Source organism: Streptomyces sp. MBT65 (assembly GCF_016612545.1).
Lineage (GTDB): Bacteria > Actinomycetota > Actinomycetes > Streptomycetales > Streptomycetaceae > Streptomyces.
Window position 1 is genome coordinate 15,213 of sequence record NZ_JAENRY010000009.1, and the last position, 24,061, is coordinate 39,273.

General features: G+C 71.1%; 11 protein-coding genes. 3 read left to right on the plus strand and 8 right to left on the minus strand.

From position 1 onward, the window contains the following. Positions 1-83 precede the first annotated feature (83 nt). Positions 84-728: a response regulator transcription factor gene (locus tag JHN63_RS04085; protein WP_200677276.1), complete on the minus strand. Its 645-nt coding sequence runs from the start codon at positions 726-728 to the stop codon at positions 84-86. Beyond that, on the minus strand, positions 713-2,050 hold the full coding sequence (locus JHN63_RS04090; protein ID WP_200677277.1) for a sensor histidine kinase: 1,338 nt from the start codon (positions 2,048-2,050) through the stop codon (positions 713-715). The genes JHN63_RS04085 and JHN63_RS04090 overlap by 16 nt, the downstream gene beginning before the upstream one ends. Positions 2,051-2,331: 281 nt before the next feature. On the opposite strand from JHN63_RS04090, the gene JHN63_RS04095 reads away from it, so the two are divergent. Both JHN63_RS04095 and JHN63_RS04100 read left to right on the plus strand, forming a co-directional pair. Beyond that, positions 2,332-3,627 (plus strand): serine hydrolase, encoded by a 1,296-nt coding sequence (locus JHN63_RS04095; RefSeq protein ID WP_234476111.1) that lies wholly within the window; start codon positions 2,332-2,334, stop codon positions 3,625-3,627. 70 nt (positions 3,628-3,697) lie between these two features. After that, a complete protein-coding gene (locus JHN63_RS04100) occupies positions 3,698-6,187 on the plus strand; it encodes an MMPL family transporter (protein ID WP_200677278.1) in 2,490 nt (829 codons plus the stop codon). A 35-nt stretch (positions 6,188-6,222) separates the two neighbouring features. Here JHN63_RS04100 and JHN63_RS04105 read toward each other — a convergent pair whose 3' ends face one another. The 6 genes from JHN63_RS04105 to JHN63_RS04130 all read right to left on the minus strand — a co-directional run bounded on the left by JHN63_RS04105 (position 6,223) and on the right by JHN63_RS04130 (position 22,684). Then, complete coding sequence (locus JHN63_RS04105; RefSeq protein WP_200677279.1) at positions 6,223-7,101, minus strand: TauD/TfdA family dioxygenase; 879 nt, start codon at positions 7,099-7,101, stop codon at positions 6,223-6,225. Between the two features lie 52 nt (positions 7,102-7,153). Next, positions 7,154-7,336 (minus strand): hypothetical protein, encoded by a 183-nt coding sequence (locus JHN63_RS04110; protein WP_200677304.1) that lies wholly within the window; start codon positions 7,334-7,336, stop codon positions 7,154-7,156. Between the two features lie 10 nt (positions 7,337-7,346). Continuing rightward, positions 7,347-16,490 (minus strand): non-ribosomal peptide synthetase, encoded by a 9,144-nt coding sequence (locus JHN63_RS04115; protein ID WP_200677280.1) that lies wholly within the window; start codon positions 16,488-16,490, stop codon positions 7,347-7,349. Then, a complete protein-coding gene (locus tag JHN63_RS04120) occupies positions 16,490-20,599 on the minus strand; it encodes an amino acid adenylation domain-containing protein (RefSeq protein ID WP_307781809.1) in 4,110 nt (1,369 codons plus the stop codon). The genes JHN63_RS04115 and JHN63_RS04120 overlap by 1 nt, the downstream gene beginning before the upstream one ends. A 464-nt stretch (positions 20,600-21,063) precedes the next feature. Further along, complete coding sequence (locus JHN63_RS04125; RefSeq protein WP_200677281.1) at positions 21,064-21,447, minus strand: signal peptidase I; 384 nt, start codon at positions 21,445-21,447, stop codon at positions 21,064-21,066. A 22-nt stretch (positions 21,448-21,469) separates the two neighbouring features. Continuing rightward, positions 21,470-22,684 carry a glycosyltransferase gene (locus JHN63_RS04130; RefSeq protein ID WP_200677282.1) on the minus strand — a complete coding sequence of 405 codons (1,215 nt, stop codon included), beginning with the start codon at positions 22,682-22,684 and terminating at the stop codon, positions 21,470-21,472. Positions 22,685-23,284: 600 nt separating this feature from the next. Here JHN63_RS04130 and JHN63_RS04135 point away from each other — a divergent pair. Continuing rightward, positions 23,285-23,869: a hypothetical protein gene (locus JHN63_RS04135; protein ID WP_200677283.1), complete on the plus strand. Its 585-nt coding sequence runs from the start codon at positions 23,285-23,287 to the stop codon at positions 23,867-23,869. The last annotated feature ends 192 nt before the right edge of the window (positions 23,870-24,061 follow it).

The following is a 24,061-nucleotide window of genomic DNA, read 5'->3' on the forward strand; positions in this document are numbered from 1 at the left end:
CGGTAACTCCGTCCACAGTCGGGCGAGTTGCGTCGACCACCCACCGGCGTGGCCTTCCAGGCAGGCAGGTACTGCGCGGCAGTTCAGCCTTCCAAGTACGCGAGCACTGCCAGAATCCGGCGATGGTCGTCCTCGGACGGTTCGAGGCCGAGCTTGGTGAAGATGTTGTAGCTGTGTTTGCTGACGGTCTTCTCGCTGACGTACATCCGGGCGGCGATGGCGGCGTTGGTGCGGCCCTGGGCCATGAGCGAGAGGACCTCGTGCTCGCGCGGGGTCAGTTCCAGCAGGCGGGGGTCCGTCGAGCGGTGGGTGAGGAGGGCGGCGACCACGTCGGGGTCCATGACCGTACTGCCGGCGGCGACCTGGCGGACGTTGGCGACGAACTGGTCGACCGCCATGACCCGGTCCTTCAGCAGATAGCCCACCGCTCCGGCGCGGTCCGACATCAACTCCCTTGCGTAGAGCTGCTCGACGTACTGCGAGAGCACCACGACGGGCAGGGCGGGGATCAGCTTGCGTGCGTCGATCGCCGCCCGCAGCCCCTCGTCGGTGAAGGCCGGGGGCAGCCGTACGTCGACGACCGCGACGTCGGGCCGGTGGGTCGTCAACGCCCGTATCAGGGAAGGGCCGTTGTCGACCGCGTCGGCGACCTCGAAGCCGTTGGCCCGGAAGATCCTGATCAGGCCGTCGCGGAGCAGGGCGAGGTCTTCGGCTATGACGATGCGCACGGCAGCGACATCCTTATCTCGGTGGGTCCGCCGGGCGGACTGTCGGCGGTCAGGGTGCCGTCGAAGGCCGACAGACGGCGGGCGACACCCCGTAGACCGGTACCGGCGTCGAGAGCGGCGCCGCCGCGGCCGTCGTCGTACACCCGCATGGTCAGCAGCCCCGCCGTCGTACCGGGGCGGGGCGTGAACTCCACGCCGATCTCGATGTGGTGGGCCCGGGCGTGCTTGATGGCGTTCGTCAGCGCCTCGGCCACGGCGAAGTAGGCCGCCGACTCGACCGGCGCGGGCAGCCGTCCGGGCAGGCTGGTGACCACCGTCGTCGGTATCGGGTTGGCCAGCGCCAGGGATTTCAGGGCGCCGTCGAGGCCGCGGTCCGCGAGCACCGGCGGATGGATGCCGCGTACCAGGTCCCGTAGTTCGGCCAGGGCGCCGGCGGTCGACGCGCGGGCCTCGGCCAGCAACTCCGCGACGGCCTGCGGATCTTGGGGCAGGAGCTGTTCGGCCAGGCCCAGGCTCATGCCCAGCGACACCAGTCGGGCCTGCGCGCCGTCGTGCAGGTCCCGTTCGATCCGGCGCAGTTCGCCCGCCTGGGTGTCTAGGGTCTCGGCCCGCGAGGCGGCCAACTGTGCCACACGGGCCCGTAGTTGGGCCTGCGCGGTGGGCGCCAGCAGGGTACGGATCACCAGCGCGTTGAGGTTCGCCAGCCGTACGGCCGTGGTGTACCAGAGCAGAAGGAACACCGGTCCGAGCGGCACCACGGCGAACGACTCCTGGACGCTGTGCAGCCGGAAGCCGTTGCCCAGCGGTGTGCGGAACACCGTAGGCGGGGTCAGCGCGATCAGCAGTGGATAGCTCAGGTAGACGACACCGCAGACGAAGAACAGGAACGACAGCCCGTAGGTGAACCACCCGGTGATCGAGTTGACCGCCAGCCAGGCCCAGTCCCGCCAGGTCGCCGGGTCGCGGGCGATCGCCCACAGCCGCGTCGGCCAACTGCCTTCGGGTGTCGGCACGTAGGGCCGCGCCACCGGTTCACCGAGTCGGTCGGCGGCCCATCGGCGGTGCAGGTCCGCGAACCAGCGCACCAGGACGGTCGAGAGCAGAGTCAGCGGGACACCGACCCAGAACACGACGACCGTCAGGGAGGTGGTCCACACGGTGAGCAGGGTGAAACCCAGGACCGAGCCGAGCAGCAGCACGAACGACCAGCCCAGCAGGCTCACCCGTAGGGCGACAGCGGCCCGTCGGCCGACGCCGGGCGTGGGACGTTCCCCCAACTGCCCCGCGCTGAGCGGGACTTGATGCTCGCCGGTACGGGTCATCACGCTCCATCGTCGTGCGTCGGTAGCGCGTAGAACGGCCGACCGACGGGAAGTCGCCGTGACGGGACGGCAGTTCATCACGCGCCGGAAGATGATGATGACCCGCCGACTCCGGTCCGCGCACTGGGGATACCTCCACCATCGCCGGGGCCCAGCATCAGTGTTCTTCGTCCGCGTCGCCGGAAGCCTGGAGCCGTCGGAAGGCGATGGTGCGGCAGCCCCCAGGGATCCTCTCCTCGGCCGTCCCGGCAAACCGTGCCCCGTATCGAGGAGGACATCTCATGCCCCGGAACACCCCCTGCCCGCGCTCCACTCGGCAGGCCTGCCTGACCCTGGCCCTGGCCACGGCGCTGACAGGCACGCTCATGGCCTGCACGGCGGCGACCGCGGCGCAGGACCCCGTCCGCACCTCGGCCGGACGGCCCGGCGTGACAGCGGCCCAGAAGGCCCAACTGACAACGCTCGCCCAGCAGGTCGTGGACGCCGGTGCCCCCGGCGTGCTCGTGCGGGTCGACAACGGCCGCGGACAGCCGACCGTGATCGCCCGGCAGACGCCCTGGGCGAGGACCGACCACGCCCTGACCGTGAGCGACGAGTTCCGGATGGGCTCCAACACCAAGACGATGATCGCCACCGTCGTTCTCCAACTGGTCGCCGAGCACCGGCTCAAGCTGACCGACCCGGTCGAGAAATGGCTGCCCGGCCTCGTCCCCGACGGGTCCGCGATCACCGTACGGATGCTGCTCGACCACACCAGCGGCCTGTACAACATCATCCCTGACGACGCCGACGTCCTGAGGACGTTCACCGGTCAGGACAACCGGCAGTGGACCCCCGAGGAACTGCTCGCCGTGGGCGTCGGGCACGACCCGCTGTTCCCGCCCGGTACGAAGTACTCGTACAGCAACACCGGTTACATCGCGCTCGGCCTGGTCGCCGAGAAGGCCACCGGACATCGCCTGAGCGACTTGGTCCAGGAGCGGATCGCCGGCCCGCTGCACCTAGAGAACAGCTACTTGGTCAACGGCTCCGATCGGACCGACAGCCCCCGGCTCGCCCACGACTACGAACCCGACCCGAAACATCTGGCCCCGGTGCTGTGGCCCGGCATCCCCGCCGGGACCGTGTTCGTCGGCCCCGCCCGGCCCGCCGGCTACCTGGACGTCACGGGGGTCAACGAGAACACGGAGTGGGCCGCAGGGAGCATGGTCTCCTCCGCGGCGGACTGGGCCCGGTTCGACACCGCGCTGATGTCCGGCAAGCTCCTGCCGGCCGCCCAGCTCAAGGAGATGAAGACCACCGTCGCGGAGGAGAGCGGCAACCCGAACCGCTACGGCCTCGGCCTGGAGAAGAGGGCCACCCCCTGTGGCCCGGTCTGGGGCCACGACGGCCAGGCCCCCGGCTACTCCAGCTGGGACTACACCGACAGCACCGGCCGACGCACCGTCTCGGTCTTCGTCCCGACCATCTTCGGCATCGCGGCACCCAGGCCCGCCGCCGTCACCGAGGCCCTGCTCAACACCGCGGTCTGCACCATGCTCGACAAGCCGCTCCCCGCCACGCCGACCGGCTCATGAGCGCGGAAGCCGCTCCATCCCGCTTCCCGCACTCGCCAACTCCCCCTATCTCAAAGGACGTTGTTCAGCCATGTCCGCACTGGCCACATGGTGCTTCCGGCACCGCCTCCTCGTCATCGGTATCTGGGCAACCCTCCTGGTCGCGCTCGCCGTGCCGTACGCGACACTCGGCACCAGTTACTCCGACGCCTTCAGCCTGCCGGGCCTGGAGTCCTCCAAGGCGCAGGCGCGGCTCCAGGCGTCCGAGCCCCGACAGGCCGGGGACACCGACCAGATCGTGGTGCACCTGCGCCATGACGGTTCGATCCGGGACACCGCCGTACGACACAAGGTGACCTCCATGCTCGACCGGGTCGCCACGCTCCCCTCCGTCGCCTCGGTCAGCAGCATGTACGGCCCCGAAGGCGCGGTCCGGATCAGCGAGGACGGCCGGACCGCCTACGCCACGGTGACGTTCGACGCGCAGGCCGAACGGATACCGGCCGCCGATGTCACCCGGGTCATCGACACCGCCCGGGCAGCTCGTGACGCGGACCTCCAGGTGGAACTCGGCGGACAGGCCATCAGCTCCGCCGCCGAGGGCAGGACGCGCAGCACCGAGGCCATCGGGCTGGTCGCCGCCGGCATCATCCTCTTCGCCGCCTTCGGCTCACTGCTCGGCATGCTCCTGCCCCTGCTGGTCGCCGTCGCGGCGCTCGGTGCCGGGCTGCTCACCGTCGGGCTGACCTCGCAAGTGATGACCCTGGGCAGCGACGCCCCGACGGTCGCGGCCCTCATCGGGCTCGGAGTCGGCATCGACTACGCCCTGTTCATCGTCACCCGGCACCGCACCGGCCTGCGGAACGGACTGACACCGGAGCAGGCGGTGATCCGGGCGCTCGACACCTCCGGGCGGGCGGTGGTCTTCGCCGGACTCACCGTGGTCACCGCCCTGCTCGGCCTGCTCGTCCTGCGGATCGGCCCGCTCAGCGCGATGGGCATCAGCGCCGCAACGGCCGTACTGGCCACGGTGATCGCGGCGGTGACCCTGCTGCCTGCGCTCCTCGGCCTCTTCGGCAGTCGGCTGCTGACCAGGCGTCAGCGACGAGCCCTGACCACCCGCACCCCGGAGACGGGCGAGCCGCAGCAGCGCGGTACGACACGTGCCCGAGGCCGCTGGGCCGGGCAAGTGGAGCGTCACAAGGCCCTGTTCGCCCTGATCGCACTCCTTGTCGTCACGGTGCTCTCCCTCCCCACGCTGTCCCTGCGTCTGGGAACCTCGGACGCCGGAAACGACCCCCGGGGCACCACCACCCGAGCCGCCTACGACCTTCTCGCCCAGGGCTTCGGCCCCGGCTCGAACGGCCCGCTGGTGCTGGTCGCCCAACTGACCGCGCCCAGCGACCGGTCGGCCCTCGACAGGCTGCTCTCGGCCGTGCGCGCCACCCCCGGGGTGGCTTCGGCCACGGCGGAACCGGTCACCGCCGCGACACGCCTTTCCGCCATCGACGTCGTACCGACCGCCGCACCCCAGGACGAGTCGACCAGCACCCTGATCACCCACCTCCGCAAGGACGTTGTCCCCGCCGCCGAGCGGGGAAGCGGTCTGACGGTCCACGTCGGCGGCTCGACCGCCGCCGCCGGTGACCTGGCCGATCTGCTGGCGGGCAAGCTGCCGATGTTCCTCGGGGTGATCGTCGGGCTCGGTTGCTTGCTGCTGATGGTGGCCTTCCGCAGTGTCCTGGTACCGCTGACCGCCGCCGTGATGAACCTGCTCGCGTCGGCCGCGTCCTTCGGGGTCGTGGTCGCCGTGTTCCAGTGGGGCTGGGGCTCCGAACTCCTCGGCCTGGGCAAGGCGGGGCCGGTGGAGGCCGAGCTTCCGGTGATCATGCTGGCGATCCTGTTCGGCCTGTCCATGGACTACCAGGTCTTCCTGGTCAGCCGGATGCACGAGGAGTGGGAACGCACCCGCGACAACCACCGCGCCGTCCGCGTCGGCCAGGCAGAGACCGGCCGGCTGATCAACGCCGCCGCCCTGATCATGATCTGCGTGTTCACCGCCTTCGTCCTCGGCGGTGAGCGGGTCATCGCCGAGTACGGCGTGGGACTGGCCGCGGCCGCCGCGATCGACGCCTTCGTCCTGCGCACCGTGCTGGTCCCGTCGCTGATGCACCTGCTGGGCCGGGCGAACTGGTGGCTGCCTGCCTGGCTGGACCGCGTCCTGCCGCATGTGTCCATCGAGGGTGCACGGCCCGGGAGTTGGCCTCGCCCGACGGCGGCGCCGCCGCTACGACAGGTCGGCGCCCCGCGTGCTCCGCGGTCGGTCGCCGTGGCGTATGTCTGGTGGTTCTTCCTCGGTCTGTTCGGAGTTCACCACTTCTATCTCGGCAGGACCCGCCTGGGGCTGCTGCACCTGTGCACCCTCGGTATCTGCGGCCTGGGCTGGCTGGCCGACGCCTTCACCCTCCCCCAAAAGGTCCGCAGCGCGAACGCCCGCACCGCCGGCAACCCCTCGGCCAGTCGCGTGGTGGGGAGCGAGTCACCCCTGTCTGCCAACACACCCACGACAGCACGGAGTTGAGCACCTTCGCTCGCGTCGGTCAACCGGGACCCCGCTCAGGCCTCCAGCCGGGAACCGTTGACGGCCACCCGGCGCCCCTCGCGGGTGTGCGGGAAGTAGTCCCAGACGGCGTGGTGTTGGACGCTGCGGTTGTCCCAGAGGACGAGGGTGCGCTCCTGCCAGCGGACCCGGCAGTGCAGCAAGGGGGTGCGGGCGATGTGCGCGTACAGCATCTCCAGCAGCGCGTCGCTCTCGGTGCGGGAGAGTTGGGCGATGTGCGAGGTGTAGGGGGCGTTGACGAACAGCAGCTTGCGGTCGGTCTCCGGGTGACGGGCGACGACCGGCTGTTCGGTGCGCGGCACCTCGTACTCGGGCGGCGGGGTCTGTCCGGCGGCGATCCAGGGCAGGGCCCCGTCATGAACGGCGGTGAGGCTCTCCAGGAAGCTCCGCATCGTCGGCGAGAGCAGTTCGTAGGCGAGGTGCATGTTCGCGAAGACGGTGTCGCCGCCACTGCCGCCCTCGGGGATGGTGGTGATGTACAGCAGCGAGCCGAGGGAGGGCTCGGCGTCGGCGGTGCCGTCGGCGTGCCAGCCGTTGCCGGCCACGGCCTTGGACTCCTTGGTCGCCTTGATCTCCAGGATGTACGGGTCGGATCCCTCGGGCGCGAGGGCCACGGGGTGCAGTTCGCCGAAGACGCCCGCGAACCGCTTGTGTTCCTCGGGGGTGATGTCCTGGTCGCGGAAGACGAGGACGTGGTGGGTGTGGAACGCGTGCTTGAGTTCCTTCTCCTGCTGGGGTGTCAGCTCCCGGGACAGGTCCAGGCCGGTGACCTCCGCGCCCAGCAGCGGGGTGATCGGCGCGACGGACAGGGTGTCGTAGGGCTCGGCGGGGCGGGTGGTGAGCCGCTCGACGGCCTTGAGTGCGTAGTCCTCCATGAGGGACCTCCGTGGCATCGGTGGGGCGAGGAAGGGGGCCCAGGGCCTGCAACTACAGGCCCCGGTCGAGGAGTTCGGATACGACGAGACGCCCGAAGGCGCGATTGTCGTGGATCGTGTCGTCCACCTGGCAGAAGGCGGGGCGTTGCAGGCCGGAGGCGTCGGTGACGCGGTCCCTGAGGTCGACCAACTCGACGCAGCGCACGGTGAGTTCGTCGGTGAGGACATGCTGCACGGTGACCTCCTCAGGTTCGTCCGGCGGGGCGGAACAGGGCACCCTCGGGCAGAGCCGCCGCGAGTACGGCGGCGATCGCCTGTACGTGGGGTTCCGCGACGAGTTCGTAGTGGGTGGCGTCGACGTGGTGGAGGCGGAACGGGCGGGGCAGATGGGCGTCCCACGCACCGGGCGCGGTCGGCTCCGGCGCCAACACCCCTTCTTCTACGGGATGTTCGGCGAGCCACACCTCGGCGGGCGTCCGATGCAGTCGGGGCAGTCGGTGGTCGGCCATGGCCGCGAGATTCGTACGGCAGCAGTGCGCGAGGCGTTCGGCGTAGACGCGGCCGGACTCGGTGAGCCGTCCGCCACCACCCCGGTGTCCATTGCCGCTCAGCTCCCGTGCGAACACGGCGTCCACCTGCTCCTCGTCGTAGGCGGCGAGCCGTTGGCCCGCGCCGGGCGGTGGCGGATCGAGGAGGTGGACGGCGTCGACGGGTCTGCCGTCGGCCTCGGCAAGTGCCGCCATGGACAGGGCGGTCCAGGCACCGAACGACCAACCCGCCAGGCCCAGACGGACGTTGGGGTCCGGGAACGCGACCCGCACGGCTTCCAGGTAGTGCGCGGCACGCTCGGCTATCGACCGCGCGGGCTGCGCCGGGTCGCGCAGTTTCGGGTCGGCGATCAGACAGACCGTCAACTCGTCGGGCAGGGCCGCCACCAGAGGTCGGTAGGCCTGGATGTCGCCGCCGACAGGATGGACCAGGCACAGGACGTCCGGACCGGTTCCGCGCTGCCACACCTCGACGTCCACTGCCGCGGCGGACGCACGAGTGCCGGTGTCGGTGTCGGTGCCGAGATGGCCGAGCACCTCGGCGAGGCTCACCCGGTGGCTGAGCCGGGACAGGTCGATGTCGGTGCCGAAGCGGAGCTTCACCTCGTCGATGAGTTCCAACAGGGTGAGCGAGTCGGCGCCGAGGTCGTACAGCGCGGCCTCCGGGTCGATGGTCTCCACGCCGAGCAAGTCGACCAGGATATCGGTGAGTTCGGCCGTGGGGTCGGTGGATGCGGGGGGCACGGAGGAGATCGGCGTGGAGTCGGCGAGCAGCTCATGCTTGTGCTGTCGCTCGTGCTCGTTCTCGTGTTCGTGTTCGTGTTCGTAGAAGAAACGAGCCTCCACCAACGCGGTGGTGTTGACCATCAGGTGGGGCAATTGCAGGTGCAGGGCCCGCTCGAAGACCGTGACGCCGTCCTCGGGGGTGAGCGCGACCTTCAGGTGTTCCTGGTGGCGGGTGTCGGTGGTGAGGGCGTGCTGTGCCATGCCCACGTCCCGCCACGCGTCCCAGCCGATGCTCATACGGACGGTGGTGGCGTCGTCGGCAGGGGATGCGTGATGGGCGTAGGCGTCGAGACAGGCGTTCGCCGCCGCGTAGTCGAACTGTCCAACTCCCCCGAACTCGGCCGCCATTGACGAGCAGTAGGCCGCGTAGTCGGGGTCGTACTCGGCGATGAGCTGTTCGACGAGCAGGGCGCCGCGCAGTTTGGCGGCGATGGCACGGCGGGCGGTGGCCGGGTCGCGCCGGGCGAGGAGTCCCCCGGCGGCCTCGCCGACCGCGTGGACGATGCCGGCGAGGCCGTCGAGGTGCGGGGCCAAGTGGTCCGCGACCGCGCTCAGTTCGTCCGTGGCGAGGTCGGCCGAAACGACCGTGACGCGGTCCTGGTGAGCCCGCAGCGCGAGCGGTGTCCCGGTCCTCCGGGCAACGAGGACCACGCGGTTGCCGGGGTGCTCCAGGAGGCGGGCGGCCAGGGTGGCGCCGATTCCACCGGTGCCGCCGAGCACCAGGTGGGTTCCGGGTGCGGCCGAACGGACGGCGGGTTGCGGGGAGTTGAGGCCGGCGACCGGTTGGAGGGTGCGCCGCCACCAGAAGCCGTCGCGCAGGCCGGTCGCCGGTTCGGTGATCGTGTCGTCCAGGAGCAGGTCGGGCAGGTGGGCCGCCCAGTCGGCCGCACCTGGTCCGGGCAGGTCGGTCCAGCGGAGGGTCACGCCCATTTCCTGCCGGGGCACTTCGAGCGCGGCGGCGAGCAGACCCGCCTCAGGAGTGCGGACGGGGCCGGTGACCGGCTGCGCCCCGTGGGACAGCAGCCAGGCGCGGGGCCGTACGGCGGCCGGGACGTCCGCGAGAGCGCGGGCGAGCGCGGCGACGGAGTCGAGACAGGCCAACTGGGCTGCCTCCAGGGCGTGTTCGTCGAGGCCGCCGTCAAGGGCCAGCGGCAACGTGTGCAGCCAGTCGACGCCGGGCCCGGTGTTCCGGGTGAACTCCTCCAGCACGGCGGCGAGTTGCGCGGAGTCGGCGGGGTCGGCTTCATAGGCGTCCGCGCCGAGACGGGCAAAGGTCTTGCCGGCGGAGACGGTCACCACCCGGGCGTAGTGCCGTTCCAGGAACCGCCACGACGCACCGCCCGCGTCGGTGACCACCACGACGGTGCGCTGTCGTTCGTGGCCGCCGGTGCGGGCGCGTCGCAGCCGCGTCCACTGCGGCTGGTGCAGCCACTGGTCGGCGGGCAACCGCTGCGGGCCGGCCGACGGCATGGGCGCGAGCTGGAAGTCGTACTCCGCCGTGTCGAAGGCGGGCGGCGGGAAGTCCCAGGGTGCGGGCGCGGGGCCCTCGGGCCAAACGAGCGGGTGCCCGGCCGTCCAGGCCTCGGCGAGCGCGTACGGATCCCAGCCCCGGGTGGGCTCGCCGGTGCGCGGGTGCGGTGCCGTGATGTCGGTGAGCATTTCGAGCCAGGCGACGGCTGAACCGGCGTCCACGCAGACCGACGCCGCCCGGTGGCCGAGCGCGGGCCGGCCGGCCTGGAGGTGCCGCAGCACCTGCGGGTAGGTGTCGGGGTGCGCTCTGAGGTAGGCGGCGATCCGGCGGGCGTCCGCGCGTACGGCGGCCTCGGAACTGCCGGACAGCACCAGGCACGGCACCGCTTCGTACGCGGTGGGTACGGCGGGTCGGGCGTCCGCCTGCTCCAGCAGCAGGTGGGCGTTTGTCCCGCCGATGCCGAAGCTGCTGACCGCGGCGACCCGTGGCCCGTCCTGCGGCCAGGGTTCGGCGGTGACCGGTATGCGGAACGGGCCGTCGTCTATCTCCGGGTTGAGCCGGTCGAAGTCGGCCGTGGGCGGGACGATCCCGTGGTGCACGGCGAGCACGGCCCGCACCATGCCGACGACGCCCGCGGCGGCGCCCAGGTGTCCGATCTGGCTCTTCACGGAGGACAACGCCACCCGCGAGTCGTCCGTCAGTCCGTACGCCTGGCGCAGCGCGGCCGCCTCCACCGGGTCCCCGAGCCGGGTGCCGGTGCCGTGCGCCTCCACATAGCCGAGATCGGCTCCGCTACGACCGCTGCGGTGCAGGGCGGTGCGGATCGCGGCGCGCTGTCCGGCCAGGGCCGGGGCGCTGTAACTCAGCTTGTCCGAACCGTCGTTGTTGATGCCCGAGCCGGTGATGACGGCGTAGACGGTGTCCCCGTCGCGGCGGGCGGCGGCGAGGGGCTTGAGGACGACCACGCCACTGCCGCTGGCTCCGACGGTGCCGGCGGCGTCCGCGCTGAAGGGCCGGCAGTGGCCGTCCGGCGAGAAGATGTGCTGCGGTCGGTAGGTGTAGCCGTCGGTCAGGTCCACGTCGACGAGGACACCGCCGACGAGCATCACATCGGCGTCCCCCTGCCGCAGCAGCCCGGCGGCGACGTGCACGCCGACGAGCGAGCTGGAGCACGCGGACTGCACGGTGAAGGCGGGGCCGGTCAGGCCGAGGTGATAGGCGGCCTTGGTGGCCAGGAAGTCCTTCTCGTGGTGCAGCGCCAGGCGGAAGCTGTCGGGCAGTTGGGCGGGGTCCGCGTCGCGCAGCATGCGCTGGAAGTAGGTGTTCTCCCCGCAGGCCGCCAGCAGTCCGACCCGCTGGGCCGACGGGTCCCCGATTCCGGCGTGGGCGAGTGCCTCGACGCAGTTCATCAGGAGGTGTCGCTGCTGGGGGTCCATGAGCCGGGCCTCGTGCGGGCTGATCGTGAAGCGGCCCGGGTCGAAGTCGAGCAGCCCCGCGAGCTGGCTGCGGGCGCCGACCCGGCCGTCCGCCGCCGGGAAGTGCTCGATGCCCCGGCCGCCGGAAACCGTCAGGTCCCAGAAGGCGGCGAGGTCGGGGGCGCCCGGCAGTCGTACGGCCATCCCGATGACGGCGACAGGTTCACCGGCCCGCTCCCCCGGCGGTGGGGCGACGGCGGTCGCGTGGGTGGCCTCCGTTGCACGCACCTCGATGAGGCGGGCCAGTGCGCGAAGGCTGACGTGCTCGAACAACTCCGGGACGGTGAAGGCGAGTTCGCCCTCGCCCGCGCAGCGGAGCTGGAAGCGCATCAGGTCCAGGCTGGTGGCACCGGCGTCGAAGAACCGCTGTTCCACGCCGACCGCCTTGCCGGTCACGGTCTCGAACAGGGCGGCCAGCCGTGCTTCGAGCGACGAGAGGGCGGGAGCGGTCACGTCGGTCGACCGCAGCTCCCGGCCCGGGGCGGTGAGTGCCGCCCGGCGGTCCAGCTTTCCGCTCGGCGTGCGCGGCAGTTCGGTCAGGCGCCGGAAACGGCTGACGCGTACATAGGCCGGCAGCAGTCCGGCCAGATGATCCGTGAGGTCCGCCACGTCGGGGTCGCCGCCCCGGCATTGCAGACAGGCAACCAGGCGCCCGTCCGCCACCGCCGCGACCGCGTGGGTCACTCCGGGATACTGCAACAGCGCGGCCTCGACCTGCCCCAACTCCAGCCGGTGGCCGCCGAGTTTGACCTGGCCGTCGTCGCGGCCCGCGTAGTGCAGCAGACCCCGCGCGTCGAACCGGGCCAGGTCGCCGGTGCGGTAGAAGGTCCCGAGGTCCGGGTCGTCCGTGAAGCGGTCGTGCTGCGATGTGTCGTCGCCGACGTAGCAGCGGCCCACCATGAGCCCGCCGATCAGCAACTCGCCGGTGACACCGGGCGGGACGGGCAGTCCGCCCTCGTCCACGACCCGCAGGACGGCGTTCGCCACTGGACGGCCGATCGCGGGGCGCAGCGGCCAGTCGGCGGGGTCGCCGTCGAGGCACAGGCCGCTGACGACATGGGTCTCGGTGGGCCCGTAGTGGTTGAACAGCCGGGCGTCCGGAAGACCGGCGAACCAGCGGCGGATCGCGTCGGTGCACACCAACTGCTCCCCGGCGGTGACGACTTCCCGCAGCCGGGACGGGAACTGCCCGGTGCGCACCCCGTGCTCGGCGAGCAGTTGCAGAGCGACGTACGGCAGGAAGATCCGTTCCGCTCCCCCGGTCTCCAACTCCCGCAGCAGGGAGGGGACATCGTGCCGCCAGGCGGGTTCCACCAGGCGCAGCAGGCCGCCTGAGCACAGGGTGGTGAGGATCTCCTGGAAGGACACGTCGAAGGACAGCATGGAGAACTGCTGGGTGACGGCGGGCCCGCTCAGTCCGCCGTCGGTGCGCTGCCAGGTCAGCAGGTTGCACAGGGTCCGGTCGGAGACCTGGACGCCTTTGGGAGTGCCGGTGGAGCCGGACGTGAACAGGGTGTAGAGCGGGCGCTGCCCCTGGTGCGCGGGCAGTTGGGGCACTGCGGCGGGGGTTTCGACAAGGGTGAGGAGATGCCGGGGCAGCGACGGTGGGGCGATCGCGGCGAGGAGGGCTTCGTCCTCGGGTGCCACGAGGACGCACAAGGGGTCGGCCCGGTCGAGCACATGCCGCAGCAAGGGTGGTGGATAGGCGGGGTCGAGGGGGACGACGGTGAGGTTGAGACGGGCCGCCGCCAGGAGCGCCACGACGTGTTCGGCGGAGGGCTGGAGGTAGAGCGCCACAGCGGCCGGCGCGGCGGGGTCGGCCGGGAGCAGGGTGCCGAGTACGGCGGCCAACTCGGCGGCCTGGGCGTCGAGTTCGGCGTAGGTCAGGGTCAACTCGCCGGTGGTGACGGCGGGGGCGTGTGGAGTACGGGCCGCCTGCCGGGCGAAGCCGTCGGCGACGTTGGTGAAGTCCGGTGCCTGTGTTGGGCCTTGGCCGTGATCAGGCAGGGTACGGCGGTAGTCGGCGACCAGTTCGTGGACGGTGGTGTCGGTGCCGCCGGTCAGCTGGTCGAGGGTCTGGCGGAAGAGGCGGGCGGCGGCTCGGGCGCGTTCGGCGCCGAGGTCGTCGCGGTACTCCCACAGGCAGTCGAAGCCGCCCTCGTGTTCCACCACCGACAGGGTGAGCGCGCACTTGGCCCCCAGCGGCTCGGGCCACAGCGGCCGTACCTCACAGCCGTCCAGGCGCAGGGCCGAGAAGTCGGTGTTCTCCAGGACGAAAAGGTAGTCGAACAAGGGAGTTCGCTCGCGGAAGGCGCGGTCCGCGAGGACGTCGGCGAGGGCGACCTCCTGGTCCTGGAGCACGGTGTGCACGGCGGTGGAGTGGACCGCGAGTTGAGCGTCCAGGGAGCTGTGCGGCTCCATCGCCAGGTCCAGGAGCACGGTGTTGGCGAACATGCCGACCGTGTCCGCGAATTCGGGGCGGGGTCGGTTCACCACCGGCGTGGCGACCAGCGGGCGGCCCTGCCCGGTCACGCCGTAGAGGCTTGTGGCGAAGGCGGACACCAGCAACTGGAAGCGGGTCAGGCCGAGTTGTGCGGCGCGCCGGTCCAGCGCGCTGCGGCGGACCAGGTCGAGCGAGGTACGCAGCAGACGGGCCCGTGGGGCGTCGGGGGCCGGCAGGGCGGGCGACGGTTCGCCGTCACGGCCGTAGTGGGAGCGGAGTCGCGTGCGGCGGTCCTCGTAGGCGGGGCTGGTGCGCCAACTGCGTTGCCAGTGGGCGAAGTCGAGGGGGGTGAGGTCAGCGAGGGGGTGGGCAGTGTCGCTGGTGCAGGCGTCACTGAGGTCGCGGAGGAGGAGGTTGAGCGACCAGCCGTCCACGGCGACATGGTGCAGGTGCAACAGGAGCAGTCCGCCCTCGTCCTGCGCCACCCAGGCGGCCCGCAGCATCCGGGCCTCGCCGAGGTTGAAGCGGTGGCCGAAGAACCGGTCGGCGGTGTCCTGCCACTCCTCCCCGGGGTGGGCTTCGAGCGCCTGCCACGGGTCGTAGGGATCGCCGGTCTGCTGGAGCAGCCCATCGGGGGTAGGGGCCAGTCGGGTGCGCAGGGCCACATGCCGTTCGACCAGTGTGCGCACCGCGCGACGCAGTGCCGTCGTGTCGACGCGGCCCCGGACGCGGAAGGCCAACGGGACGTCGTAGGAGGGGTTTTCGGGCTCGCGCTGGTGCAGGAGCCAGAGGCGTTCCTGTTCGCTGGTGGCCGGTGCGGTCGGCTCGCCCGAGGAGCCGGGCACAGGTGGGTGTTCGCCCGCGGTCCGCTCCGGGGCGTGCACGGCGTCGGCGAGGGCGGCGAAGTCGGCCCGCAGGACGAGGTCGTGCGGCAGGTCGACGGCGAAGCGGCTGAGGATCTCGAAGCGGAACCGCAGCGCCTTCAGCGAGTCGCCGCCGCTCGCGGCCCAACGGTCCCCGGGGCGCAGGCCGTTGACGGCGAGAATGTCCTCGGCGACCTCCAGCACCCGCCGTTGCTCGGCGCTGACGGGTACGTCGCCGTCCCGCGCACCGCGCCACGGGGTCCCGGCCGCGCGCAGCAGGGCGTCCCGGTCGACCTTGCCGTTGGCGTTCCGGGGCAACTCGGCGACGAGGTAGGTGTGATGGGGGCGCATGTACGAGGGCAGGACGGCGGTGAGATGCCGGTCGTAGGCGTCGTAGGAGAGTTCGGCGCCCAGGACGAGGAAGGCGAGCAGTTCACTGCGGTCGGCCTCGTCGCGGCGGGTGCATATGTAGGCCTGGCGGACGGCCGGTTGGGCGAGGATCTGCCGCTCCACCTCGCCCGGTTCGATACGGAAGCCACGGACCTTGACCTGCCGGTCGGCCCGGCCGACGTAGGTGATCCGGCCTTCGGTGTCCTGGCGTACGAGGTCACCGGTGCGGTACCAGCGATGCTCGGCGCCGTCCTCGTGCGGCAGCCGTACGAAGCCGCGGTCGGTCTGCTCCGGGAGGTTGCGGTAGCCGAGGGCCAACGCCGTTCCGGACAGGAGGAGTTCGGCGACCTCGCCGGGTTCGGCGGTGCGGTCGTCCTCGGTGCGCAGGAGTGCGCCGGTGCCGGGGAGCGGGGTGCCGATCGGGATGGTGTCGCCGGCGAAGTCGCGTGGGATGGGGTGGCAGAGGGCGAAGGTCGTCGCCTCCGTCGGGCCGTACACGTTGTGCAGGACGGTGCGGGAGGCGGCGTTGGTCTGATACCAGCGGCGGATGATCCGGGCGTTGAGCTGTTCGCCCCCGACGAGTACCTGCCCGATGGTGGAGAAGCAGTCGGGCTCCTGCTCGACGACCGCGTTGAACAGGGCCGTTGTGATGAACAGCGTGTCGACGCGGCGCTCGCCGAGCACCCTGGCGAACCGGGGCGCGCTGTGCACCTCTTCATCGTCGAGCACGACGCAGACGCCGCCGGTCAGGAGGGGGACCCACACCTCGAAACTGAGCGCGTCGAAGGCGGGGTTGGCCAGGCAGGCGAAGCGGGCGCCCGGCCGTAGGTCGAGGTAGCCCGGCCGGGCCAGGCGCAGCACCCCGTCGTCGGTGACCTCGACGCCCTTGGGGCGCCCGGTGCTGCCGGAGGTGTAGAAGACGAAGCCCGTGGCGGTGTCGCCGGGGGTTTCCTGGGATACGGCGGGCAGGCCGGACCCGTCGGCGTCCAGGAGCAGGTGGACGTCCAACGCGGTGACGTGTTCCGGCAGTTGAGGTGCGTGCCCGCTGTCGTGGACCACGGCGACGGCGCCCGAGTCGTCGAGGATGTGCCGCTGCCGGTCGGGCGGGCTGAGCCGGTCGAGGGGGACGACGGTGGCTCCTGCGCGGCGGATGCCGAGCATGACGCAGACGAGTCTCCAGGAGCGGGGCAGGTGTACGGCGATCGCCTGGCCGGGGCGAACTCCTGCCGCGTACAGGCGTGTTGCGACTCGGCCGCCGGCTCGTTCCAGTTCGGCGTAGTCGAGGACCCTGTCTCCGTCCTCGACGGCGACGGCGGAAGGGGTGCGGCGGCCTTGCGCCAATACGGCTTCGGCGAGGGAGACAGTTCTCGCAGGAGTCGGGAACACTCCGTGGGCGGCGGGACCGTGATCCATCACGCCTCCCGTACCGGCAGCGCCAACTCGGCACCGTGGTGGGCCAGTTCGGCAGTGAGCAGGGTGCCGACCTGGGCCGCTCCGACGCCCTCCAGGATCTCCCAGTGGTCGCACTCCATCGTCTCGACGCGGTAGTCACCCTCGGCGCGGTGTCGCCAGAAGGCTCGGACCTCGGCGTGGAAGGGGGTGTCGTCGCCGTCCGGCACGGCCTGGGCGAGGACCAGGCGTGCCGGGGAGGCCGCCGGGAGGTGTTCGCGGGCGGTGAGGCGGTTGTGGTTGTAGAGGTGGAAGTAGCGGTCGACCTGGGCGTCGTCGATACCGGGGTACATCCCGTTGAACCTCACGAGTTTGTCGCGGAACTCGGCCGCGTCCACGGCGCCGATCTCCGCGCGTGCGGACGCGTCGTCGGTGGCCTGGGTGTCGAGCAGGACGACGCTGACGGCCCGGTGTCCGGCACGGGCCAGGAGGCGTCCCATCTCATGGGCGACGAGGCCGCCGTAGGACAGACCGGTCAGGACCAGGGGCGTTTCGCGGTCGGGTTCGAGCAGGCGCAGGTACTCCTCGGCCATGGCCTCCACGCTCGGCAGGAGGTCCTCGTCGGGGTTCACTCCCGGGGACTGGATGCCGTACAGGCCGACGTTCTCGGGCAGGAGGGTGGCCAGGGGCAGGTAGCAGAAGGCGGTGCCGCCGGCGGGGTGGACGCACACGACGCGCGGGCCGGTGCCGGTGCGGAACTCGATGAGGCTGCCGGGCGCGCGGGTGGTGCCGTCCTCGCGCAGCAGTGCGGCCAGGGTCTCGATGGTGGGGCGGGTCATCACCTCGCCCACCGGGAGGCGGCGGCCGAAGGTCTCGGTCACGGCGTGGGCCATCTTGATGGCCGAGAGTGAAGTGCCGCCGATCTCGAAGAAGTTGTCGCTGACGCCGATGTCGGGGTGGAGCAGGATGCGCTGCCAGATCCGGTACAGGCCGTGTTCGACATGGTCGCGCGGGCTGGCCGTGTTGACCTGGTCGGAGGTCGACTCCTGGGCCAGGCGCAGCAGTTGGGGCCGGTCGAGTTTGCCGCTGCGGTTGAGCGGCAGGGCGTCGAGGTCGAGGAAGACGGCGGGGATCATGTAGTCGGGCAGTCGGCGGGCGAGGGCGGTGCGCCAGTCGTGGGCGGTGCGGGCCGGTGCCGTGCCCCGGCCGATGGCGGCGAGCAGACGGGGCTGGCCGGTCGCGTCCTGGTCGACGAGGACGGCGGCCTCGCGGACGCCGGGCAGGCCCATGAGCGCGGCCTCGACCTCCGCCGGTTCGATGCGGAAGCCGCGGAGTTTGACCTGGTCGTCGGCGCGGCCGAGGTAGTGCGCCTGGCCGTCCGGCAGCCGTCGGGCGAGGTCGCCGGTGCGGTAGACGCGTTCGCCGGGCACGAACGGGTCGGGCAGGAAGCGTTCCTTGGTGAGGTCGGGGCGGCCCAGATAGCCGCGCGCCAGCGACGCTCCACCGAGGTACACCTCCCCCACCACCCCGGGCGGGACGGGTTCCATCCGGCCGTCGAGCAGGTACATCCGGGTGCCGGGCAGCGGGCGGCCGATGGGGCAGGGCTGTTCCAGCGGGCGGGGCTCGTAGTGGGCGGTGCTGTAGAGGGTCGCTTCGGTGGGGCCGTAGCCGAAGCAGATCCGCAGACCCGGTATGTGCTGGGTCATGCGGTGCAGCGCGGCTTCGGTGAGCGACTCGACTCCCGTGAGGAGGGTGCGGAGTTGGAGCCCGCGTAGTCGTACGGCGGGGTCCTCGTCGATCCACTTGACGTAGGCGGGCGGCAGGAACGCCTGGGTCACCGCGTGTTCGCGCATCCACGTCAGCAGGGCCTCGGGGTCACCGCGCAACTCCTCGGGGACGATGTGCAGTTCGCCGCCGGTGGTCAGGGGCAGCAGCAGTTCGTGGATCGAGGCGTCGAAGCCGATGCTGGACCAGGCCGAGCCGACCTCTCCTGGCGCGGTGCCCATGCGGGTGTGCCAGGTGGCGAAGAGGTTGAGGACGCTGCGGTGCTCCACGGCGACGCCCTTGGGCCGTCCCGTGGATCCGGAGGTGAAGATCACGTAGGCCAGGCGGTCCGGCGCATGGCCGATGTCCACGGGCGGTCCCTGCTCAGCGGCCCCCTCGGCCTCTACGGCCGTCAAGTCGAGCCATTCGGGGGCTCGTTGCGCGCTGTCGTGGTCGCTCAGCACGAGGGGGCAGGCCGCGTCCTCGACCATGGTCGCGAGGCGTTCGGCGGGCTGGCCCGGGTCGAGCGGGAGATAGGCGGCGCCCGCCTTGAGGATGCCCAGGATGCCGACGGCCAGCTCGCGGGACCGCGTCGCGTGCAGGCCCACGACGTCGCCGGGGCGGACGGACCGGGCGATCAGGGCGTGCGCGAGGTGGTTGGCGCGGCGGTCGAGAGACGCGTAGTCCAGGGTGCCGTCGCGGTCGACGACGGCGGTGTGCGTGGGGCGCGCGCGGACCTGTGCCTCGAAGAGTTCGACGAGTCCGGTCGCCGGGGGTGGGACGAACTCGGTCGTCGCGCCCGGGGTGGGCCCGGACGCCGTGTGCGAGGCGGGCACGGGGGCCGTGTGCGGAGCGGAACCGGACGCCGTGCGCGGGGCGACCCCGGGGACCATGTGCGAGACGGGCCCAAGGGCCATGTGCGGGACGGACCCGGGGGCCATGTACGGAACGGATCCGGTCGTCTCCGGCCGCGTGGCGTCGCCGTCGAGCAGCACCCGCCGGCGTTCCTCGGGCTCCATCAACTCCAGGGCGCGGATGTCCCGTTCGGGGTGGTGGGCCATGTCGGTGAGCAGGTGGCGCAGATGGCCGGCCCAGCGCTCGGCGGTGCTGTGGTCGAGGAGGGCCGTCGCGTAGTCCAGGTGCCCGGTGATGCGGCCGTCGGACTCGGTCGCCGAGACGGCGAGATCGAACTTGGCCGGGGCGTGGGTGATCGGCAGCGGCCGGGCCTCGACTCCGGGCAGGTGCAGCAGGTCCTGTCGTTCGGGGACCCAGGCCAGCATGGTCTGGAAGAGGGGAGTGCGGGAGGCGCTGCGTGGTGGATTGACCAGCTCGACTATGCGCTCGAAAGGCAGGTCCTGGTGTGCGAGGGCCTCGCGTACGACGGCTCGGGTGCGGGTGAGGGCCTCGGACACGGTGAGGGAGCCGGACAGATCGACGCGCAACGGGAGGGAGTTGACGAGGAAGCCGATGAGTCCGGCGGCTACGGGGCCACGCCGGTTGGCGAACGGGCTTCCGACAACGATGTCGTCCTGCCCGGAGAGGCGTGACAGCAGAATCGCCCAGCCTGCCAGTACCGCCACGAAGGAGGTGGCCCCGTGCTGTCTGGCCAGGCCGCGGAGACCGGCGGTGACCTCGGCGTCGAGGCTGAACTCGGCCCGGCCGCCCGCGTATTGCTGTTCCGTCGGACGGGGCCGGTCGGTGGGGAGTTCCAGGACGGGCGGCGCGTCGTGCAGCGCGCGCTGCCAGTACTCCTCCTGGGCGGCGAGCGCGCCGTCGAGGACGGCCTGCTGCCGGGTCTGCGCGTGGTCGGCGAACTGCACCGCGAGCGGGGGGAGCGGGTTCGGGGCGCCGGCCGCGAACGCCTCGTAGATCCGGCTGAGTTCGTCCATCATGACGTTCATCGAGACGCCGTCGTAGACGCTGTGATGGAACGTCAGCAGTAACGCGTGACGCTCCGGGCCCACGGCGAGCAGGCGTCCGCGCCCGAGCGGGCCGGCTTCGAGGTCGAACGGCCGCTGTTCCTCGTCGAGTTGGCGGGCGGCGACGCGCGCGGCGGAGTCGTCGGCGGCGGTGAGGTCCTCGAAGGTCAGGGCGAATCCCGCGCCGGGTGGGTCGATGTGCTGGTGCACTTCCCCTGCTACGGCCACCAGCCGTGTCCGCAACGACTCATGACGGTCGGTCACCTCGTCGAAGGCGCGGGACAGCAGGTCGATGTCGAGCGGGCCGGTCAGGGAGAAGGCGATCGTCTCGTTGTACGCGGCGTTCGCGCCCGGCAGTTGGGACAGGAACCACAGGCGCCGCTGGGCGAAGGAGGCGGGCCGGATGCGGGGCGCGCGCGGAGTGGGGACAGGGTGGGGGGTGTTGTGCACCGGCGGTACCTGGCCTTCCCATCGGTGTGGGGCTGGGTGACTTCGGGCGCGACAAGCCGGGATCACCGGACTGCCGACGGTCCGGAACAGGGTGTGCCCGCCGTCGAGCAGGCGTCGCGAGGGAGTGAACGCGGGGCCGACGTACGGGATGCGCGCGGGGCGCCGTCATCACGGAACGATCACCGGGAGACGGGGCACACAGGTCGTTGATGAAGGGACGAGCCCACGGGGCGAGGCGGTCGAAAGCGGCCAGGCGATTCGACCATTCGATTCTCGAAATCGCTGGCCAAATTACCTGGTCACATCACTTTCCTGCTCACTCGGATTTCCTCCCGGATCTCCGTGACACAGCCGTAATCATCGATCACGGTCTCAGCGCATGTCAACACTCGACATTCCGCGGCACCTCGCATAGCACCCACACCGAAAAAGAGTCCCATGAAATTCACATACAGGAAGAAACGCTAACTTGTCCGCTCTTCCTCGCGCGGTACGGCATATCCGGGCACAGAAGGCCAGCGCACGGTCAGTACCACGGAATCGTCCTCGGCGGCCCAGGAGTGATCGACTCCCTGACCCCAGACGACATAGTCGCCCTGTTCTTCCAGCAGCACGCTACGGCCGGGGAACTCCATACGGAAACGCCCTGAAATGAGAACCAGAAGAGCTGTACGCACTTCGCCCTTCACCCACTGCGCTCGCTGATCGCCCCGTGGATGGACGCCCCATTTGACCTCCACGGCGTCGCTGTGGCGCGGACCACCGTCCTCCTTGAAGTGCCCGAGCAGCCATCCCCGGTCCAGTGCCGCGTCTTTGCCCGCATTACCCACGTACACGCCGTCTGTCATGCGCCGGAACGCTAGCAGCCGACTACCGCGTCCCGGGCAGCGCACCCAGCAGCAGGTTCGCGGCGACCGCCGCTCCGTCGGTGCGGATCTCCCCGCCCAGCGCCTTGGCCCGCGCGCGGGTCTCCGGTGCCAGGGCCGTCTTGAACGCGACGTCCAGGGACTCGGTGGTCGGCGTCGGGCTGTCGAGTGCGGCGCCGAGATCCAGGGCCGCGACCTGGCCGGCCCAGTACGGGTTGTCCGCCAACTGGAGAGGTACCACCACTTGCGGCGCCCCCGCGCGGGCGGCCGTCTGCGTGGTGCCCGCGCCGCCGTGATGCACCACGGCGGCCACCCTGGCGAACAGACGCTGGTGGTTGACCTCGCCGATGGCGAAGCAGTCGTCCCGGCCGTCGACGAGGTCCAGGTCCGCCCAGCCGCGGGAGACGAGTACGCGGTGATCATGTCTGCGGATCGCCTCGACGGCCCTGCGGGCGATGTCCGGCGACGGGCGCATGCTGCCGAAGCCCACGTAGACCGGCGGCGCGCCCGCGTCCAGGAACGCCAACAGGTCGTCCGGCAGCGGGCGTTCGTCCGGCAGCGTCCATGCACCGGTCTGTGTCACGTCGAGGCCCGCCGTCTCCGGCCACGGTCCGAGGACCGGGTCCGCCGCCAGCCACGGCCGGTCGGTGAGGACATGGTCGCGGACGTTGTCCACGAGGGGCAGACCGAGCGATGCCCGGTGGCCGTTGAGCACCTCGGCGAACTGCGCGTTCACGTTCTGTGCGTCGAGTTCCCACAGCGTCCGGTTGTCGCTCGCCGCCGGTTCCGGCCAGCCCGGCCGCGGCGGCGGGGCATGGTGCGGCGACGGCAGGTTGACCGCCGAATAGCTCGTGTACACGTAGGGGACGCCCACGGCCTCGGCCACGGACCGCGCGGCGATCTGTGCCAGGCCGGCCACCACCAGCGCGTCACATCCGTCGAGCGCCGCCGGGAAGATGTCGAACTGCGCGTCGACCATCTCGGTCCGGTACCGGGCCAGATCCGCCGCGGACGGCAGGGCCGCCCCGCGCATCAGGTCCCGTACCGGCGGCCCGATCGGCACCAACTCCATCCCGAGACCTGCCAGCCGCTCCACGAACTCGTCGTCCGGCGGGGCGCACATCCGTACGTCCACGTCGAGTTCCCGCAGCCGCACGGCGAGTGCCAGCAGTGGTTCGACATCACCACGCGTCCCGTACGTGGACAACAGCACCCGCATTCCGCGTCCTCTTCCGTTCGGTCTTCCGTTCGGTCTTCCGTTCGGTCTTCCGTACGTTGCAGCTCGTGCCCGCCCAGGCTTCGAGCTGTCCTCGTCGACGGCGACGGGTCGGCCGCAGCGGGTGCGCGGCAGCACTGTACGTCGCGTGGTACCGAACGCGACAGTGGTCCCCGATCACGGGGGTGCGGGGATCCTCGCGCTCCTTGCCCTCGTCCAGGCGCATGCGGAAGTCAGCGCCGCCGTAAGGAGGTTGAGAACGTCGGCGGCGGACGGATGCGGGTCCTGGAGTCCCGTGGGGTGGCCGGTCTCGTAGATCACACATGCCGCTCCCTCTCGCGTGGAACCGCCCTCGGTGGCTACGGTGAGCGCCGATGTTGCTTCCAGGTCGACGCTGTGCGGCGTCGACCTGGGGCCGCCCGTACCCGCACCCGGCGAAGAGCGCAAGGTTCCCGATCGTCAACACAATCTGAGAGCCACTCCATGCCTAGTTCGTCCGTGCCCCTCCCTGATGTCTCGATCATCTTTCCCTGTGCCGGATCCGGAACGCGCTTCGGAGCGCCCTACTCGAAGGAGCTGCACTGTCTGGCTCCCGGGATCACCGTGCTGGACCGCAGTCTGGAGCCCGTCGTCGAGCTGGCCAAAAGCGGACTGAACGTGCGCCTGGTCGTCGTGTTCGGGACGCACAAGCTGGACACGGTGAGCTATCTCGCGCGCTACGCCGGGATCTTCCACATGGTCTTCGTCTATCAGGACCAGTCGTTGGAACCGGATCTCGACGGCGCGATCCGGTCCGCCCTGCCGATGACGCACGGGCCGGTGGCTCTTGTCCTGCCCGACATCGTTGTCTCCGGCGCGGGCAGTACCGGCAGTCTTCTCACCGCGTTGCGACAGACAGAGGTGGCGGGTTGGAGTGTCGTGGCCGCCGAGGAGCGGGATCCCGACACGCTGCGGCAGATGGGTGCGCTGGCCACGGCCGAGGAGGACGGTGTCATGACCGTCCGGGCGGCCTGCGACAAGCCGACGGACCCTTCGGCCTTCAACGCGTTCTGGGGCATGGTGGCAGCCACCGAGGAGGAGGCTCACCGGTTGCCTGACGTGGCGAGCAAGGGAGCGGACAGCCCACTGTCCGGTGCGGTGGCCCTCCTCGTGGAACGCATCGTCAACTACAACACCGCTGCGGGCTGACTCCCCGGGCGCGGACGGGCTCGTGCGTGGTCGACACCGCGCACGAGCCACGAAAGTCGACGTGCTGGTGGCGACGGCTTGCCGCGGGTCGCCTCGCGACGGGCGCCTGACGGGCTGGGCAGCCGCCAGATGCCGACGACCCGGCAGCCCGACCGTCACCCTCCGCGCCGACTCCGCCGTTCCCGCCGGAGG